Raw genomic sequence first — 17798 nt, 5'->3', positions numbered from 1 at the left:
GGCCCCGAGGGGCGCTAATTCTTGTTGTCGGTCAATTGGTATTCCGGTCACTTCTGACCGGAATACTTTGCCTGGATTTCGGTCGCGACGTTCGACGGGACCGGCGCGTAGTGGTCGAAGGTCATCGTGTACTGTGCGCGGCCCTGCGACATGGAGCGCAGGTTATCGACGTACTTGAACATGTTCGCCAGCGGAACGTTGGCGCTGATGACGATCGCGATGCCGCGCTGTTCCTGACCCTGGATCTGACCACGGCGCGAGTTCAGGTCGCCGATAACGTCACCGACGTAATCTTCCGGGGTGACGACTTCGACCTTCATCATCGGCTCGAGGAGCTGAGCGCCGGCCTTCTTTGCCGCTTCACGGAAGCAAGCGCGGGCTGCGATTTCGAACGCCAGGACCGACGAGTCAACGTCGTGGAAGGCGCCGTCGACGAGCGTCGCCTTGACGCCGAGCATCGGGAAGCCAGCCAGCGGACCGGAGGACAGAACGCTTTCGATACCCTTCTGAACGCCCGGGATGTATTCCTTCGGAACAGCACCACCGACGATCTTGGATTCGAACTTGAAATCTTCGCCATCCGGGTTCGGTTCGAAGATGATCTTGACGCGCGCGAACTGGCCGGTACCGCCGGTCTGCTTCTTGTGCGTGTAGTCTTCTTCGGTCTGGCGCGTGATGGTTTCGCGGTAAGCAACCTGCGGCGCACCGACGTTTGCTTCAACCTTGAACTCACGACGCATGCGGTCGACGATGATGTCGAGATGCAGTTCGCCCATGCCGGCGATGATCGTCTGACCTGATTCCTGGTCCGTCTTCACGCGGAAGGACGGATCTTCGGCTGCCAAGCGGTTGAGCGCGAGGCCCATCTTTTCCTGGTCGCCCTTGGACTTCGGCTCGATAGCGATCTGGATGACCGGCTCCGGGAACTCCATGCGCTCGAGGATAACCGGCTTCAGCGGGTCGCACAGCGTGTCACCCGTAGTGGTTTCCTTGAGGCCTGCGAGAGCAACGATGTCGCCTGCAAAGGCTTCTTCGATATCTTCACGCGAGTTGGAGTGCATCTGCAGCATGCGGCCGACACGCTCACGCTTGTCCTTGACAGTGTTCAGAACGGAAACGCCCTTTTCGAGCTTGCCCGAATAGATGCGGGCGAAGGTCAGCGAACCGACGAAGGGGTCGTTCATGATCTTGAACGCGAGCATGGAGAGCGGCTCGGAGTCATCTGCATGACGCTCGATTTCGGCTTCGGTCTTGAAGTCGATGCCCTTGATCGCGGGAATGTCGAGCGGCGATGGCAGGTAGTCGACAACGGCGTCGAGCAGCGGCTGAACGCCCTTGTTCTTGAAGGCGGTGCCGCAGAACATCGGATGGAACTTGACGTCGATCGTGCCGCGACGAACGAGTTCGCGGATCTTGTCGTTGTCCGGCATGACACCTTCGAGGTAGGCTTCCATCGCAGCTTCATCGATTTCGACAACCGTCTCGATCAGCTTTTCGCGATATTCTTCAGCCTTGGCCTTCAGGTCGTCCGGGATCTCAACGACGTCCCACTGGGCGCCGAGAGATTCGTCGCGCCAGATCAGAGCGTTCATCTCGACCAGATCGACAACGCCCTTGAAGTCGCTTTCAGCGCCGATCGGCAGCTGCATGACGACGGCGGTGGCGCCGAGACGGGTCTTGATCATTTCGACAGAGCGGTAGAAGTCCGCACCGGTCTTGTCCATCTTGTTGCAGAAGATCATGCGCGGAACATGATACTTCTCAGCCTGGCGCCAGACGGTTTCGGTCTGCGGCTCAACACCAGCGTTGGCATCGAGCAACGCGATGGCGCCGTCGAGAACGCGCAGCGAACGCTCGACTTCGATGGTGAAGTCGACGTGGCCGGGGGTGTCGATGATGTTGAAGCGGCGGGTCTTGCCGTCACGGCCCTTCCAGAAGGTCGTGGTCGCAGCGGACGTAATCGTGATGCCGCGTTCCTGCTCCTGCTCCATCCAGTCCATCGTGGCTGCGCCATCGTGGACTTCACCGATCTTGTGCGACTTGCCGGTGTAGTAAAGGATACGCTCGGTCGTCGTGGTCTTGCCGGCGTCGATGTGCGCCATGATACCGAAATTGCGGTAGTCTTCGATCTTATATTCGCGAGCCATAATGGACTGCCTTTCGATATCGTTCGGGATTACCAGCGATAATGCGAGAACGCGCGGTTGGCGTCTGCCATCTTGTGCGTGTCTTCGCGCTTCTTAACCGCGGAACCGCGATTGTTGGATGCGTCGAGAAGTTCGCCCGAAAGACGATCGATCATGGTGGTTTCATTGCGCTTGCGAGCGGCAGCGATCAGCCAGCGAATAGCAAGAGCCTGACGGCGCTCCGGACGAACGTCGACCGGAACCTGATAGGTCGCACCACCGACGCGGCGCGAACGGACTTCTACGTGCGGAGCAATGTTGTCGAGCGCGGAATGGAAAACCGTCAGCGGTTCCTGCTTCGACTTGTTCTGCACGGAGTCAAATGCGCCGTATACGATGCTTTCAGCGACAGACTTCTTGCCGTCCAGCATGATGGCATTCATGAACTTCGTAACAACGAGGTCACCGAACTTCGGGTCCGGATTGATCTCGCGCTTTTCTGCTTTATGACGTCGGGACATACTTCTCGTCTCTTCAACTGTTAAGGCGCTCTACCACGCGGAGGACCTCGCGCAGCGCCGGGATTTCACGTTCAAGCCTATCCGGGCGGTATCGCCCGGGGCGAAATTACTTCGGACGCTTCGCACCGTACTTGGAACGGCGCTGCTTGCGGTTCTTGACACCCTGGGTATCGAGAACGCCGCGGATGATGTGGTAACGGACACCCGGAAGGTCCTTGACGCGGCCGCCACGGATCATAACGACGGAGTGTTCCTGAAGGTTATGACCTTCGCCGGGAATGTAACCAATGACTTCGAAGCCATTGGTCAGGCGGATCTTTGCGACCTTACGCAGAGCCGAGTTCGGCTTTTTCGGCGTCGTGGTATAAACGCGGGTGCAAACACCGCGCTTCTGCGGGTTCTCCTGGAGAGCGGGAACCTTATTACGCTTTACGTTCGCCTGACGAGGCTTGCGGATCAGCTGGTTTACGGTAGGCATTCAACCATCCCTTACGTTTGTCTCAGTACCCTTGCGGGCTCGAACTTCGCCGTTTCCGGCATTGCCACACATATTTTCCCTCAATGCGCAAAATATGGCCCGATCCGCTTCCGCAGATGGACCACATAGAGCAGAGGACGCAAAAGGTGCGTCATGCGTGCAGCATCATGACTTCAACGTGCGTTTAGAACCTTGTTTGAGGCGATCTTCAGGGCGCGTCGCCCCGAACAGCCAAACCTCACATGGGATCCGATGGCGGGCGTACTACTGGTTTCCGCCCTGCTCGTCAAGGCCGGTTAAGAAATAATCTCCGGCACCAAGGCGCCAGAAGCCCTGGAAACGCGTTGTTTCGAGGCTCTCTAGTTGGATTGAGGCCGCCCGGCAAGATAAACTTGGGCATTGCGGCAAAAACAGATAGGAATCGGTGACTGCAGATATCAAGCCCCTATATGGATTCTGCATAGTGCGATTCTCAGAGAGCCGAAGGACAATAGGATGATCGGGACACCGGATAACGATAACAATTTCGACGGGCCGATGATCTTCATCATCATCGGTAAAGGCTACGAATCCGATACGAGCGAGGGTGTGGATCTGCACGTCATGTTGAAGGCCCCCGATGATGACAGCGCTGTGCGCGAGGCCTTGAACGCACTCGCCGAAGAGGGCTTCATCGAAGCCGATCTCGACCAGATCGGCATGCTGACCGAAGTGCCCTCCGAAGAACCGCATGCCTCAGCCTATCAGGGTGCACTCGAAGGCGAAGTCTCGATCATCCGCTTCAGTTAAGCCTGTATATAAAGAAGGGGGCCTGCGCACCGGCGCGGGGCCTCGCCCTCCTGCCCTCACCCCTCCATTCTGGTCGACATCAATGAGGGCGGCGAGCCCTTCATCTGCCTCGGCTATTTCGTCCCGACCACCATTGGGGCCATGCCACACAACTGCCTGACGTCCCACTCTCAGTGACATTCCCGGATAAGGAAAAGCCGCCCGGATTTCTCCGGACGGCTTCGTATGTCGAAATGCAGGGCTGCCTGTTATTCGGCAGCCGGGGCGTTTTCGTTTGCCATATCCTGCAACATCGGGGTTGCGGCGCCTGCACCCGAGCCCTTGCGGCGCTCTTCCAGGATTAGGTCGTCGCGAGCCGTCGCGATGCGGCGGATCTGGGTCATGGTGCCACCGGTACCGGCCGGGATCAGGCGGCCAACGATGACGTTTTCCTTCAGGCCCTGCAGGCCGTCGGTCTTGCCGGCGATCGCAGCTTCCGTCAGCACCTTGGTCGTTTCCTGGAAGGAAGCGGCCGAGATGAAGGACGGGGTCTGCAGCGATGCCTTGGTGATGCCGAGCAGAACCGGCTCGCCACGGGCAGGCTTCTTGCCTTCCTCGATGAGCTGGTCGTTGACGTCTTCCAGTTCGATGCGGTCGACATTGTCGCCGACGATATAAGTCGAGTCGCCTGCATCGGTGATTTCCACCTTCTGCAGCATCTGACGGACAATCACTTCGATGTGCTTGTCGTTGATGACAACGCCCTGGAGACGATAGACTTCCTGGATTTCGTTGACGAGGTAGGAAGCCAATGCTTCCACGCCCTTGATCGCCAGGATGTCGTGCGGAGCCGGGTTACCGTCGAGGATGTAATCACCCTTTTCGATATAGTCGCCGTCCTGAAGATGGAAGGGCTTGCCCTTCGGGATCAGGTACTCGACAGGCTCGACACCGTCTTCTGCCGGCTCGATGATGACGCGGCGCTTGTTCTTATAGTCGCGACCGAGGCGGATCGTACCATCGATCTCAGCGATGATGGCATGGTCCTTCGGACGACGGGCTTCGAACAGCTCTGCGACGCGCGGCAGACCACCGGTGATGTCCTTGGTCTTGGCGCTTTCCAGCGGAGAACGGGCAAGAACGTCACCCTGCGAGACCTTCTGGCCCGGCTCGACGGAGAGGATCGCATCGACCGAGAGCAGGAAGCGGGCTTCACCACCGCGGGACAGCTTCGCGACATTGCCGCTGGCATCCTTGATGACGATTGCCGGCTTCAGATCCGAACCGCGCGGGGTCGAGCGCCAGTCGATAACCTGACGCTTGGTGATGCCAGTGGATTCGTCGGTCGCTTCGAGAACCGAGAGACCGTCGATGACGTCTTCGAACTGAACCGTACCGGCCACTTCCGTCATCATCGGACGGGTGTAAGGATCCCACTCCGCCAGACGCTGACCGCGCTTGACCTTGTCGCCTTCGTCGACATGCAGCTTCGAACCGTAGGCGACACGCTGCGAAGAGCGTTCCACGCCACGCTCGTCCAGGATCTGGACGGTCATGTTGCGGCCCATGGCAACGAGGCTGCCTTCGGAGTTGCGCAATACGTTGCGGTTCTTGATCTGCACCGTACCTTCGTACGAGGCTTCCAGGAATGACTGGTCGACCACGGTTGCCGTACCACCAAGGTGGAACGTACGCATGGTAAGCTGCGTGCCCGGTTCGCCGATCGACTGAGCGGCGATAACGCCAACAGCTTCACCCATGTTGACCGGCGTACCGCGAGCAAGGTCGCGGCCGTAGCAGACCGAGCAAACGCCCGTCTGGATTTCGCAGGTCAGTGCCGAACGAATGCGGATCGACTGGATACCAGCCTTCTCGATCTCGGCGACATCGGGCTCGAGGATCATCTTGCCGGCATCGACGATACGTTCGCCGGTGACCGGATGGTCGATGTTGTCGAGAGCCGTACGGCCGAGGATGCGAGCGCCGAGCGAAGCAACGACCTGACCGGCATCGACGATGGCGGTCATGGTGAGGCCGGATTCGGTACCGCAATCGATGTGCGTGACGATGCAGTCCTGCGCGACGTCCACGAGACGGCGAGTCAGGTAACCGGAGTTTGCAGTCTTCAAGGCGGTGTCTGCCAGACCCTTACGGGCGCCGTGCGTCGAGTTGAAGTACTCGTTGACGGTCAGGCCTTCCTTGAAGTTCGAGATGATCGGCGTCTCGATGATTTCACCCGACGGCTTGGCCATGAGGCCGCGCATACCGCCCAGCTGACGCATCTGGTTCGGAGAACCACGCGCACCCGAGTGCGACATCATATAGATGGCGTTCATCGGCTTCTGGCGACCAGTCTTATCGTCGAACTCGACGGCCTTAATGCGGGCCATCATGTCTTCGGCGACCTTCTCCGTGGCCTTGCCCCAAGCGTCAACGACCTTGTTGTACTTTTCGCCCTGGGTGATCAGACCGTCGTTGTACTGCTGCTCGTATTCCTTCACCAGGTTTTCGGTGTCGGCAACGATCTTCGCCTTCGTTTCCGGAATGACCATGTCGTCCTTGCCGAACGAAATGCCGGCGCGGCAGGCATGGGTGAAACCGAGCTGCATGATGCGGTCGCAGAAGATGACCGTGTCCTTCTGGCCGCAGTGACGATAGACCGTGTCGATCATCCTGGAAATGTTCTTCTTAGTCATTTCCTGGTTGCAGATGTCGAAGGTCACCTTGCCATTCTTCGGCAGAAGTTCGCCGATGAGCAGGCGGCCCGGCGTCGTCTCATAGATCTTCGAGTAGGGCTTGCCGTCCTCACCGATCGACTTGAAGCGGCCGCGGATCTTGGTATGCAGCGTGACGACCTTGTTTTCGAGCGCATGATGCAACTCGCCGAGGTCTGAGAAGGCCATGCCTTCGCCCGGCTCGTTCTGGTTCACGATCGAGAGGTAGTAGAGGCCGAGAACCATGTCCTGCGACGGGACGATGATCGGCGCGCCGTTTGCCGGGTGCAGGATGTTGTTGGTCGACATCATCAGGACGCGGGCTTCGAGCTGGGCTTCGAGCGACAGCGGCACGTGAACGGCCATCTGGTCACCGTCGAAGTCGGCGTTGAAGGCGGTGCAGACGAGCGGGTGCAGCTGGATAGCCTTGCCTTCGACCAGGATGGGTTCGAAGGCCTGGATGCCTAGGCGGTGCAGCGTCGGCGCACGGTTCAGCAGAACCGGATGCTCGCGGATGACCTCGTCGAGGATATCCCAGACTTCTGGCTTTTCCTTTTCAACCAGCTTCTTGGCCTGCTTGACGGTCGAGGAGTAACCCTTGGCGTCGAGGCGGGCGTAGATAAACGGCTTGAAGAGCTCGAGCGCCATCTTCTTCGGCAGACCGCACTGATGCAGCTTCAGTTCCGGACCGGTCACGATGACCGAACGGCCGGAATAATCGACGCGCTTACCGAGCAGGTTCTGACGGAAGCGGCCCTGCTTGCCCTTGAGCATGTCGGACAGCGACTTCAGCGGACGCTTGTTGGCGCCGGTGATGACGCGACCACGACGGCCGTTGTCGAAGAGCGCATCGACAGATTCCTGCAGCATGCGCTTTTCGTTACGGATGATGATGCCCGGTGCGCGCAGTTCGATGAGGCGCTTCAGACGATTGTTACGGTTGATGACACGACGATAGAGATCGTTCAGATCAGACGTCGCGAAACGACCGCCGTCCAGCGGAACGAGCGGACGCAGATCCGGTGGGATCACCGGAACGACCTTCATGATCATCCATTCCGGACGATTGCCGGATTCCATGAAGTTCTCGACGATCTTCAGACGCTTCATCAGCTTCTTCTGCTTGAGATCCGACGTGGTGTCGGCAAGCTCGGAGCGCAAATCGCCAGCGATCTTTTCGAGATTCATCGATGCCAGCATCTCGTAGATGGCTTCCGCACCGATCATGGCCGTGAACTGGTCTTCACCATATTCGTCGACGGCGAGCATGTACTCTTCTTCCGTCAGGAGCTGGTGCTCCTTGAGAGCGGTGAGACCCGGCTCAGTGACGATGTAATGTTCGAAGTAGAGGACGCGCTCGACATCCTTCAGCGTCATGTCGAGCAGCGTGGAAATGCGTGATGGCAGCGACTTCAGGAACCAAATGTGGGCAACGGGAGCGGCGAGCTCGATATGGCCCATGCGCTCACGGCGAACGCGCGACAGCGTAACTTCGACGCCGCACTTTTCGCAGATGATGCCCTTGTACTTCATGCGCTTGTACTTGCCGCACAAGCACTCATAGTCCTTGATCGGTCCGAAGATGCGCGCGCAGAAGAGACCGTCGCGTTCCGGCTTGAACGTACGGTAGTTGATGGTTTCCGGCTTCTTGATCTCGCCGTAAGACCAGGAAAGAATCTTCTCCGGAGAAGCGATCGAAATCCGGATGGAATCGAAGTTCTGTGCAGGCACCTGCGGATTGAAAAGATTCATGACCTCTTGGTTCATGCCTGTCTCCTTCATGGGCGAAAGCGCCCTTAGCTTGCGAGGTTGGCGGCAAATTCCCGGGAGCCGCGCCATCGCTTAAACGACAATAACCGCAGAATGCGGCGGAGCGTTCCCTGCCCGGCCGACACGTTACGGGGCCATGGCGGGAACGGTGTGCGCTCTTCCAAAGAGCGCACACCCTATCAGTTGGTTATTCGGCAGCGTCCGGCAGCTGGCTCGCGGGCTGCACGTCCTCGACCTTGGAATTTTCGAGCTCGACCGAGAGACCCAGCGAGCGCATTTCCTTGACGAGAACGTTGAAGCTTTCCGGAATACCAGCCTCGAAGGTGTCGTCGCCACGGACGATCGCTTCGTAAACCTTGGTGCGGCCGGCCACGTCGTCCGACTTTACCGTCAGCATTTCCTGCAGCGTGTAAGCTGCGCCGTAGGCTTCAAGCGCCCAGACTTCCATTTCGCCGAAGCGCTGGCCGCCGAACTGTGCCTTGCCGCCCAGCGGCTGCTGGGTAACGAGCGAGTATGGGCCGATCGAACGAGCGTGGATCTTGTCGTCGACCAGGTGGTTCAGCTTGATCATATACATGTAGCCGACAGTAACCTTACGGTCGAAGGGCTCGCCGGTACGGCCGTCGTACAGAACCGACTGACCGGACTCGTGCAGACCTGCCTTCTTCAGCATCGAGGCAACGTCCGGCTCATGCGCACCGTCGAAGACCGGCGTTGCGATAGAGACGCCCTTGCGGGACTGTTCAGCCAGCTTGACGAGCGATGCATCATCGAAGTTGGCGACTTCGTCCTTGGCCTGGGAAGCATACACGTCCGTCAGCTCGCGCTTCAGGTCGGTGATGTCCATGGTCTTGCGATACTCTTCGAGCAGCTCGCCGATCTTCTTGCCCATGCCTGCGCAAGCCCATGCAAGATGGGTCTCGAGGATCTGGCCAACGTTCATGCGAGAAGGCACGCCGAGCGGGTTCAAGCAGATATCGACATGCGTGCCGTCTTCGAGGAACGGCATGTCTTCGACCGGAACGATGCGCGATACGACACCCTTATTACCGTGACGGCCTGCCATCTTGTCGCCAGGCTGGATCTTGCGCTTAACAGCGACGAAGACCTTGACCATCTTCATGACGCCCGGAGGCATTTCGTCGCCGCGCTGGACCTTTTCGACCTTGTCCATGAAGCGCTGTTCGAGGCGCGACTTGGATTCGTCGTACTGGCCGCGGAGTGCTTCGAGTTCGCTCTGGACCTTTTCGTCTTCGACGGCGAACATCCACCACTGCGAGCGGGGATATTCGGACACGACGGCGTTCGAGAGCTCGGTGCCCTTCTTGAAGCCCTTCGGGCCGGCAATGGAGGTCTGACCGCGCAGCATGTCGATCAGACGGCCGTAGACGTTACGGTCGAGGATCGCCTGTTCGTCGTCGCGGTCCTTTGCAAGACGCTCGATCTCTTCGCGCTCGATTGCCATCGCGCGCTCGTCCTTTTCAACACCGTGGCGGTTGAAGACGCGCACTTCGACGATCGTGCCGTACGTGCCGGGCGGCATGCGCATGGACGTGTCGCGTACGTCGGATGCCTTTTCACCGAAAATGGCGCGCAGGAGCTTTTCTTCCGGCGTCATCGGGCTTTCGCCCTTCGGCGTGATCTTGCCGACGAGGATATCGCCCGGCTGAACTTCGGCGCCGATATAGACAATACCGGCTTCGTCGAGATTCTTCAGCGCTTCTTCCGAAACGTTCGGAATGTCGCGCGTGATTTCTTCCGGACCAAGCTTGGTGTCGCGTGCCATCACTTCGAATTCTTCGATGTGGATGGAGGTGAACACGTCATCGGCAACGATCCGTTCCGACATCAGGATCGAGTCTTCGTAGTTGTAGCCGTTCCAAGGCATGAACGCGACGAGCGCGTTGCGGCCGAGAGCCAAGTCGCCCAGGTCCGTGGACGGACCGTCGGCGAGGATGTCGCCGCGGTTGACCACGTCACCGACGGTGACCAGCGGACGCTGGTTGACGCAGGTGTTCTGGTTCGAACGCTGGAACTTCTGCAGGCGGTAGATATCGACACCGGACTTGCCGGCTTCGAGGTCTTCCGTGGCGCGGATAACAATACGCGTCGCATCGACCTGGTCGACAACACCGCCGCGGCGTGCACCGATGGCAGCACCGGAGTCGCGGGCGACGACCGGTTCCATGCCGGTGCCGACGAACGGCGCTTCAGCGCGCAGCAGCGGAACGGCCTGACGCTGCATGTTCGAGCCCATGAGAGCGCGGTTGGCGTCGTCGTTTTCCAGGAACGGGATGAGGGCGGCAGCGACCGAAACGACCTGCTTCGGTGAGACGTCCATCAGGTTCATGCTGTCGCGCGGGGCGAGCATCACTTCGCCGGCGTGACGGCAGACGACAAATTCGTCGACGAAGGAGCCGTCCGAAGCCAATTCAGCGTTGGCCTGGGCAACGTAGTACTTCGCCTCTTCCATGGCGGAGAGGTAAAGCACGTCATTGGTCACTTTGCCATCGACGATGCGGCGGTACGGGCTTTCGATGAAGCCGTACTTGTTGACGCGTGCGAAGGTTGCCAGCGAGTTGATCAGGCCGATGTTCGGGCCTTCCGGCGTTTCAATCGGGCAAATACGGCCGTAGTGCGTCGGATGAACGTCGCGGACTTCGAAGCCGGCGCGCTCGCGGGTCAGACCACCCGGGCCAAGAGCCGAGAGACGGCGCTTGTGGGTGATTTCCGACAGCGGGTTCACCTGGTCCATGAACTGCGACAGCTGCGAGGAGCCAAAGAATTCGCGGACGGCCGCAGCAGCCGGCTTGGCGTTGATCAGGTCCTGCGGCATGACCGTGTCGATTTCGATCGAGGACATGCGTTCCTTGATCGCACGCTCCATGCGGAGCAGGCCGAGACGGTACTGGTTCTCCATCAGCTCGCCGACCGAGCGGACGCGGCGGTTGCCGAGGTTGTCGATGTCGTCGATCTCGCCCTTGCCGTCGCGCAGTTCGACGAGCATCTTGACCACGGCCAGGATGTCGTCCTTGCGCAGGATGCGAACGGTATCCTCGACGTTGAGGTCGAGGCGCATGTTCATCTTTACGCGGCCGACGGCGGAGAGGTCGTAACGCTCCGCATCGAAGAACAGCGAGTTGAACATGGCTTCGGCCGATTCCATGGTCGGCGGTTCACCCGGACGCATGACGCGGTAGATGTCGAACAGAGCGTCCTGGCGGTTCTCGTTCTTGTCTGCTGCGAGCGTATTGCGGATGTAGGCGCCGACATTGATGTGGTCGATGCCGAGAACCGGGATTTCGTCGAAGTGGTTGGCGAGGATGATAGCCAGCGTCTTCTCGTCGATTTCATCGCCGGCTTCGAGATAGATCTCACCCGTCTGGTAGTTGACGACGTCTTCGGCCAGGTAGTTGCCGTAGAGATCGTCGTCGGTCGCCTTGAGGGCCTTCAGACCCTTGTCGGAGAGCTGGCGGAGCAGACGCGGGGTCAGCTTCTTGCCGGCTTCGACAACGACCTCGCCGGTATCGGCGTCGACCATTTCGGTGATCGCCTTTGCACCCTTCAGCGTTTCCGGCTTGAAGGGAATGCGCCAGCCTTCGCCGTCGCGCTTGTAGAGCGACTTCGTGTAGAAGGTATCGAGGATTTCCTCGCCATCCATGCCGAGGGCCATCAGCAGCGACGTCACCGGAATCTTACGACGGCGGTCGATGCGGGCATAGACGATATCCTTGGCGTCGAATTCGATATCGAGCCAGGAACCGCGATACGGGATCACGCGGGCAGCAAACAGCAGCTTGCCGGAAGAATGACTCTTGCCCTTGTCATGATCGAAAAAGACGCCCGGCGAACGGTGCATCTGGGACACGATCACGCGCTCAGTGCCGTTCACGATGAACGTACCGTTGTTCGTCATAAGCGGCATGTCGCCCATGTAGACGGACTGTTCCTTGATGTCCTTGATCGACTTCGCGCCGGTATCCTCATCGATATCGAACACGATGAGACGGAGAGTAACCTTCAGCGGCGCGGCATAGGTCAGGTCGCGCTGACGGCATTCGTCGACGTCGAACTTCGGCGGTTCGAATTCATAGGACACGAACTCCAGCATGGAAGCGCCGGAGAAATCGGTGATCGGGAAAACGGACTTGAAAACAGCCTGAAGGCCCTCGTCGGGACGACCGCCCTTGGGCTCTTCAACCATTAGAAACTGATCGTAGGATGCCTTCTGAACCTCGATGAGGTTCGGCATTTCTGCGACTTCGGGGATTTTACCAAAAAACTTGCGTACGCGCCTGCGACCATTGAACGAAAGGGTCTGAGCCATCGTCGCTCCTTCAAAAATTGCATCCGGGCCTGCAACGGACGGGAACCGATGGCCAGTCGACCCCGTCAATCAATGAGTAGTTCAACCTCGTCCCACCTCCCGAGACGGCCAGGCCGGATTGCCTTGGCGCCTCGGTTCGAGACCATGCTCTTGAAGAACCCATTACCCAAAAGCCGTTTTCACGCGGCTTTTGGGTAATTCGTTCAGAAAAACGGCAAATGGGAGGCAGTAAATACCGCCTCCCAAGTGCAGTTCAAGATTACTTGACGTCGGCCTTTGCGCCAGCGTCTTCAAGCTTCTTCTTGATGTCAGCGGCTTCAGCCTTGGAAACGCCTTCCTTGACAGCCTTCGGAGCACCTTCGACGAGGTCCTTGGCTTCCTTGAGGCCGAGACCGGTGATGCCGCGGACTTCCTTGATGACGTTGATCTTGTTGGCGCCGGCATCCGTGAGGATGACGTCGAACTCGGTCTTTTCTTCTTCAGCCGGAGCAGCTGCACCGCCTGCACCACCGGCAACGGCAGCGACAGCTACCGGAGCAGCGGCGGAAACGCCCCACTTTTCTTCGAGCAGCTTGGAAAGCTCAGCAGCTTCCAGGACGGTCAGCGAGGAGAGGTCTTCAACGATCTTTGCGAGATCAGCCATTTTTCTAGTTCCTTTTGTTCGGTTCGAACTGTTGAGTATGTACAGCGAAAAACCGCCTTAAGCGGCTTCGTCCTTCTTGGCGTAGGCCGAGAACACGCGAGCAAGCTGGCTTGCCGGTGCTGCAACAACGCCTGCAATGCGGGTAGCCGGAGTCTGGATCATGCCCAGCAGCTTCGCACGCAGTTCGTCCAGCGAAGGCAGGGTCGCAAGCGACTTGACACCTTCGGCGTTCAGCGTTGTCGTGCCCATGGCGCCGCCGAGAACCACGATCTTGTCGTTGGTCTTGGCGAAATCCATGACGACCTTCGGAGCGGTGACCGGATCGGCGCTGTATGCAATGAGCGTCTGACCCTTGAAGAGATTGGACATCCCTTCCGCTTCCGTACCCTGAAGGGCAATTTTGGCCAGGCGGTTCTTCGCGACTTTGACGGTGCCGCCAGCAGCGCGCATCTTGGAACGAAAATCGTTCATCTGCGCGACTGTAGCACCAGCATAGTGGGCCACGACAACCGAGCCCGAAGCCTTGAAGACTTCGTTCAGTTCCGTGACGAATTCGCGTTTTTCCGCTCTTTCCACTGCCTATCTCCAGTTGGCGGGACCATTTGAACGGACCCGCCGGGTTGCCTTTTGCCTCCCGGGATCAGAAGCGATCCCAAGCGACGCTTGAGGATCCTGTCCCCTCGCGCTCCGCGCCACTTAAGGCAAGGAAGACACAAGGCATCCAAGGCTCGAACCGATTTCCTAGAAGCAGAACTTCATGCAATTCGGGTCTTACCCGTCTCATGCAGGCAAAAGTGATTAAGGGATAACCACCTGCAATCTCGGACAGGATTCCGGATTTCTCCGGAATATCCCGGCCCCTTACGAGGCCGGAATTCTTTACAATCGGACTGACGCCCGATGAAACTTAAGCAGCCGGCGCTGCGGTGACCGAGCCGACTTCGATCTTGACGCCCGGACCCATGGTCGAGGAGAGCGCTACGCGCTTGACGTAGTTGCCCTTGGCGCCAGCCGGCTTTGCCTTGATGACGGCGTCAGCGAAGGCGCGGATGTTTTCTTCCAGAGCCTTGGCATCGAAGGATGCCTTGCCGATGCCGGCGTGAACGATACCAGCCTTTTCGACGCGGAACTCGACGGCGCCGCCCTTGGAAGCCTTGACGGCACCAGCGACATCCATCGTAACCGTACCGACCTTCGGGTTCGGCATCATGCCGCGCGGGCCGAGAACCTTACCGAGGCGGCCGACGAGCGGCATCATGTCCGGGGTCGCGATGCAGCGATCGAAGTCGATCTTGCCGCCCTGGACGATTTCAACGAGATCTTCTGCGCCAACGACGTCTGCGCCGGCAGCCTTGGCTTCGTCAGCCTTGACGCCACGGGCGAAAACAGCGACGCGAACCGTACGGCCGGTGCCATTCGGCAGGTTGACGACGCCGCGGACCATCTGGTCTGCGTGACGCGGGTCAACACCGAGGTTCATCGAAATTTCTACGGTTTCGTCGAACTTCGCGACGGCACGTTCCTTGACCATGCCGATGGCGGTCGTCAGAGCGTAGAGCTTGGTCGGATCAACACCTTCGTTGATCTTCTGAGTGCGCTTGCCTGCCATGGTCTTAACCCACCACTTCCAGGCCCATGGCGCGGGCAGAGCCCTCGATCATCGCCATTGCACCTTCGATATCTGCTGCGTTCAGGTCCTTCATCTTGGCTTCGGCGATCGTCTTGATCTGAGCCTTGGTGAGGGAACCAGCCTTTGCGCCCTTGCCCGGCGTCTTGGAACCGGACTGGATCTTGGCTTCCTTCTTCAGGAAGTAGCTGACCGGCGGCTGCTTCATGACGAAGGTGAAGGACTTGTCCTGGTAATAGGTGATGACGACCGGGATCGGCATACCTTTTTCCATTTCCTGCGTAGCCGCGTTGAACGACTTGCAGAATTCCATGATGTTAATGCCACGCTGACCAAGTGCCGGGCCAATCGGCGGGGACGGGTTTGCCGATCCTGCCTTGACCTGCAGCTTGAGCTGGCCTGCAACTTTCTTAGCCATATCTCTCTGCCTTTCACTGACGGCCGGTCGCCCGGCCCTTGATGCCGGATCGCTCCGGCGGCTGCGGTTGCGTGGTTCGGATCCTTGAGGCCCGGCTAAGACCCCTCACCTTCCACGCGATGCGGCATTTGCCGCCCGGACATCAGCAAACACTTACCGATGCCCGATCTCGAAAAATCAAACCTTCTCGACCTGAGCGTATTCCAGTTCAACCGGGGTAGCGCGACCGAAGATCGACACTTCCACTTTCAGGCGGGAACGCTCTTCGTCCACATCCTGAACCGTGCCATTGAACGATGCGAACGGACCATCGGAAACGCGAACCTGCTCGCCGATTTCGAAGGTAACGGAAGCCTTCGGACGCTCGACACCTTCCTGAACCTGACCGAGGATGCGCTCGGCTTCAGAATCCGGAATCGGAACCGGCTTATTGTCAGAGCCAAGGAAGCCCGTGACCTTCGGCGTATTCTTGATCAGGTGATAGGCCTCATCCGTCAGGTTGGCGCGAACCATGACATAGCCCGGGAAGAACTTGCGCTCGGAATCGACCTTACGGCCACGGCGCACTTCCACCACCTTTTCGGTCGGCACGAGGATCTTTTCGAACAGATGCTCAAGCCCCTTCTGGCGAGCCTTGTTCTCGATGTCTTCAGCGACCTTCTTTTCAAAATTGGAATATGCGTGGACGATGTACCAACGTGCCGCCATTTTCATCTCCACCCGTATCAGTTGCCGGTATTGAGCACGTAGCTCAGCGCCCAGCCAATGAGCTGGTCGGCGGCAAAGAAAAACAGCGCAGCAAAAACAACCATAACAAGCACCATGACCGTCGAGATCATGGTCTCGCGGCGCGACGGCCAAGTAACTTTAGACGTCTCCGTGCGGACCTGCTGCAGAAACGCGAATGGATTGGATTTGGATGCCATCGACTGCCCACGCAATTACGGCGCGTAAAGCTGAAACTATCAGCCCCACGCACCGCGTGTCTGTTGAACCCTAAATAAACATCGATTTCCGAATACACAAGAGGGAAACCGCCGTTTAACGAAATTTGTTGCCATATACGCAATCCCCGCCGGAACGCTGCGTTCACGTCCGCGCTGTCCGTTCAAGGAAAATGGCAGGGGCAGAGGGGCTCGAACCCCCGACCTGCGGTTTTGGAGACCGCCGCTCTACCAACTGAGCTATACCCCTTTACGCTTTGCATTCAGCCGTTTGGCCTTGCGACCGTCAACCCCGTGTAAAGCATGGCGCTCCCTTTAAGACGGCGGCTCAGGATATGCAAGAGCGATTTTCGATTTTCAGAACCATTCTCCGCGAGCAATCGGAAGAAGCGGCTAACAATGGCGCATTTGGCGGTCTGACGCGAATTGAGCGCGTCAGGTCGCGACGCCTTTTCCAAGTGAAATCTCAAACTTTCACGTATTTGCGCCAGTCGTGCTCTTCCTTGAAGCCGAGCACTTCGCGAATCTTTCTATTAGACAGCAGGCCTTCATATTCGCCGATCTCGCGGGCGAAAGGCACGTTCGGGAAGAAGCGCTTGGCGAGTTCCTTCGATGGCGTGTTTGCAGAGACAGTGTCGTTGGCCGCGTTGAAAACCTGGAAACCCAACCCATCCTTCTGAATGCAGAGATGGACGATCTGGCCGAGATCGCGCGCATCGATATAGCTCCAGGCGATGCGCTTGCGCATTTCGGGATTGGCGAAATAGGTCGGGAACTTCTCGTACTCATGCGGCTCGATGACATTGCCGATGCGCAGAGCGTAGATATCAAAACCCGAACGTTCGGCAAAAGCGCGCGCCGTCTTCTCGTTCAAAACCTTGGAGAGACCGTAGGAATCCATCGGGTTGACATCATAATCTTCCTCGAGCGGGAACTGGTGGAAGTCCCGGTGACCTTCGGCAAAGCAGACACCGTAGGTAGTCTCGCTCGAGGCGACGATGATCTTCTTGATGCCGAGCTTCACCGCCGCCTCGATGACATTGTAAGTGCCCATCGTGTTGATGCGGAATGTCTCATTGTCGGGCCTGATGAGGATGCGCGGCACCGCAGCGAAATGCACGACGGCATCGAAGGGCTGCACGCCCTTCCCCGCATCCAGATCCGGAAAATCCCGATGCATGGAGAGCGCGTTGAACATCTGGCCGCTATCGGTGATGTCGGCGATGAGATTGGTGACGCCGGGGCTTTCCAGCGGCACGAGATCGACGTTGTGAACCTCGTAACCGGCATTGACGAGCCACGGCACGGCGTGGCGTCCGGCCTTGCCAGAACCGCCGGTGAATAGGATGCGCTTCTTCATGGAATATCCTCCGCGTCATGAAATCGGAGGCATAGATAAACTCTTCCGCGTGAAGAGCAAGCGAGCGTCTCGTCGGCAGGTTCAAACCTACCCCGGCCAGGC

The 17798-nt window shown here is 58.6% G+C and carries 13 protein-coding genes and 1 tRNA gene; 1 reads left to right on the top strand and 13 read right to left on the bottom strand.

Translation table 11 applies throughout. The features are described from left to right. Positions 1–47: 47 nt before the first annotated feature. The 3 genes from fusA to rpsL form a co-directional block, all read right to left on the bottom strand. Positions 48–2147 (bottom strand): elongation factor G, encoded by a 2100-nt coding sequence (gene fusA, locus EV281_RS01740; RefSeq protein WP_132651234.1) that lies wholly within the window; start codon positions 2145–2147, stop codon positions 48–50. Positions 2148–2176: 29 nt separating this feature from the next. Next, positions 2177–2647, bottom strand: coding sequence for a 30S ribosomal protein S7 (gene rpsG / locus EV281_RS01735; RefSeq protein ID WP_112571934.1), 471 nt, complete (start codon positions 2645–2647; stop codon positions 2177–2179). 106 nt (positions 2648–2753) lie between these two features. Then, the gene (gene rpsL / locus EV281_RS01730) at positions 2754–3125 is read right to left on the bottom strand and encodes a 30S ribosomal protein S12 (RefSeq protein ID WP_003547537.1); all 372 of its coding nucleotides are present in this window, start codon (positions 3123–3125) and stop codon (positions 2754–2756) included. Between the two features lie 495 nt (positions 3126–3620). On the opposite strand from rpsL, the gene EV281_RS01725 reads away from it, so the two are divergent. Continuing rightward, positions 3621–3914 (top strand): transcriptional regulator, encoded by a 294-nt coding sequence (locus EV281_RS01725; protein ID WP_132651233.1) that lies wholly within the window; start codon positions 3621–3623, stop codon positions 3912–3914. A 248-nt stretch (positions 3915–4162) separates the two neighbouring features. Here the strand turns inward: EV281_RS01725 and rpoC are convergent, their stop codons facing one another. From rpoC to EV281_RS01675, 10 genes are all read right to left on the bottom strand, one after another. Further along, complete coding sequence (gene rpoC / locus EV281_RS01720; RefSeq protein ID WP_132651232.1) at positions 4163–8374, bottom strand: DNA-directed RNA polymerase subunit beta'; 4212 nt, start codon at positions 8372–8374, stop codon at positions 4163–4165. A 190-nt stretch (positions 8375–8564) separates the two neighbouring features. Next, positions 8565–12704 carry a DNA-directed RNA polymerase subunit beta gene (gene rpoB, locus EV281_RS01715; protein WP_132651231.1) on the bottom strand — a complete coding sequence of 1380 codons (4140 nt, stop codon included), beginning with the start codon at positions 12702–12704 and terminating at the stop codon, positions 8565–8567. Positions 12705–12963: 259 nt separating this feature from the next. After that, positions 12964–13347 (bottom strand): 50S ribosomal protein L7/L12, encoded by a 384-nt coding sequence (rplL, locus tag EV281_RS01710; protein ID WP_112571942.1) that lies wholly within the window; start codon positions 13345–13347, stop codon positions 12964–12966. 57 nt (positions 13348–13404) lie between these two features. Further along, on the bottom strand, positions 13405–13923 hold the full coding sequence (rplJ, locus tag EV281_RS01705; RefSeq protein WP_132651230.1) for a 50S ribosomal protein L10: 519 nt from the start codon (positions 13921–13923) through the stop codon (positions 13405–13407). A gap of 331 nt (positions 13924–14254) precedes the next feature. After that, entirely contained in the window at positions 14255–14956 is a 702-nt protein-coding gene (gene rplA, locus EV281_RS01700; RefSeq protein ID WP_132651229.1) for a 50S ribosomal protein L1, read from the bottom strand. A 4-nt stretch (positions 14957–14960) separates the two neighbouring features. Next, complete coding sequence (gene rplK / locus EV281_RS01695; RefSeq protein ID WP_037110089.1) at positions 14961–15392, bottom strand: 50S ribosomal protein L11; 432 nt, start codon at positions 15390–15392, stop codon at positions 14961–14963. Positions 15393–15569: 177 nt separating this feature from the next. Next, entirely contained in the window at positions 15570–16100 is a 531-nt protein-coding gene (nusG, locus tag EV281_RS01690; RefSeq protein WP_007817111.1) for a transcription termination/antitermination protein NusG, read from the bottom strand. Positions 16101–16117: 17 nt separating this feature from the next. Continuing rightward, on the bottom strand, positions 16118–16318 hold the full coding sequence (gene secE / locus EV281_RS01685; protein ID WP_112571949.1) for a preprotein translocase subunit SecE: 201 nt from the start codon (positions 16316–16318) through the stop codon (positions 16118–16120). A 192-nt stretch (positions 16319–16510) separates the two neighbouring features. Next, a tRNA-Trp gene (locus EV281_RS01680) sits at positions 16511–16586 on the bottom strand. Between the two features lie 216 nt (positions 16587–16802). Continuing rightward, the gene (locus tag EV281_RS01675) at positions 16803–17696 is read right to left on the bottom strand and encodes an NAD(P)-dependent oxidoreductase (RefSeq protein WP_132651228.1); all 894 of its coding nucleotides are present in this window, start codon (positions 17694–17696) and stop codon (positions 16803–16805) included. Positions 17697–17798 lie beyond the last annotated feature (102 nt).

The sequence above is a fragment of the Rhizobium sp. BK418 genome (genome assembly GCF_004341105.1).
Taxonomy (GTDB): domain Bacteria; phylum Pseudomonadota; class Alphaproteobacteria; order Rhizobiales; family Rhizobiaceae; genus Rhizobium.
This window is presented reverse-complemented; position numbering and strand designations above follow the sequence as displayed.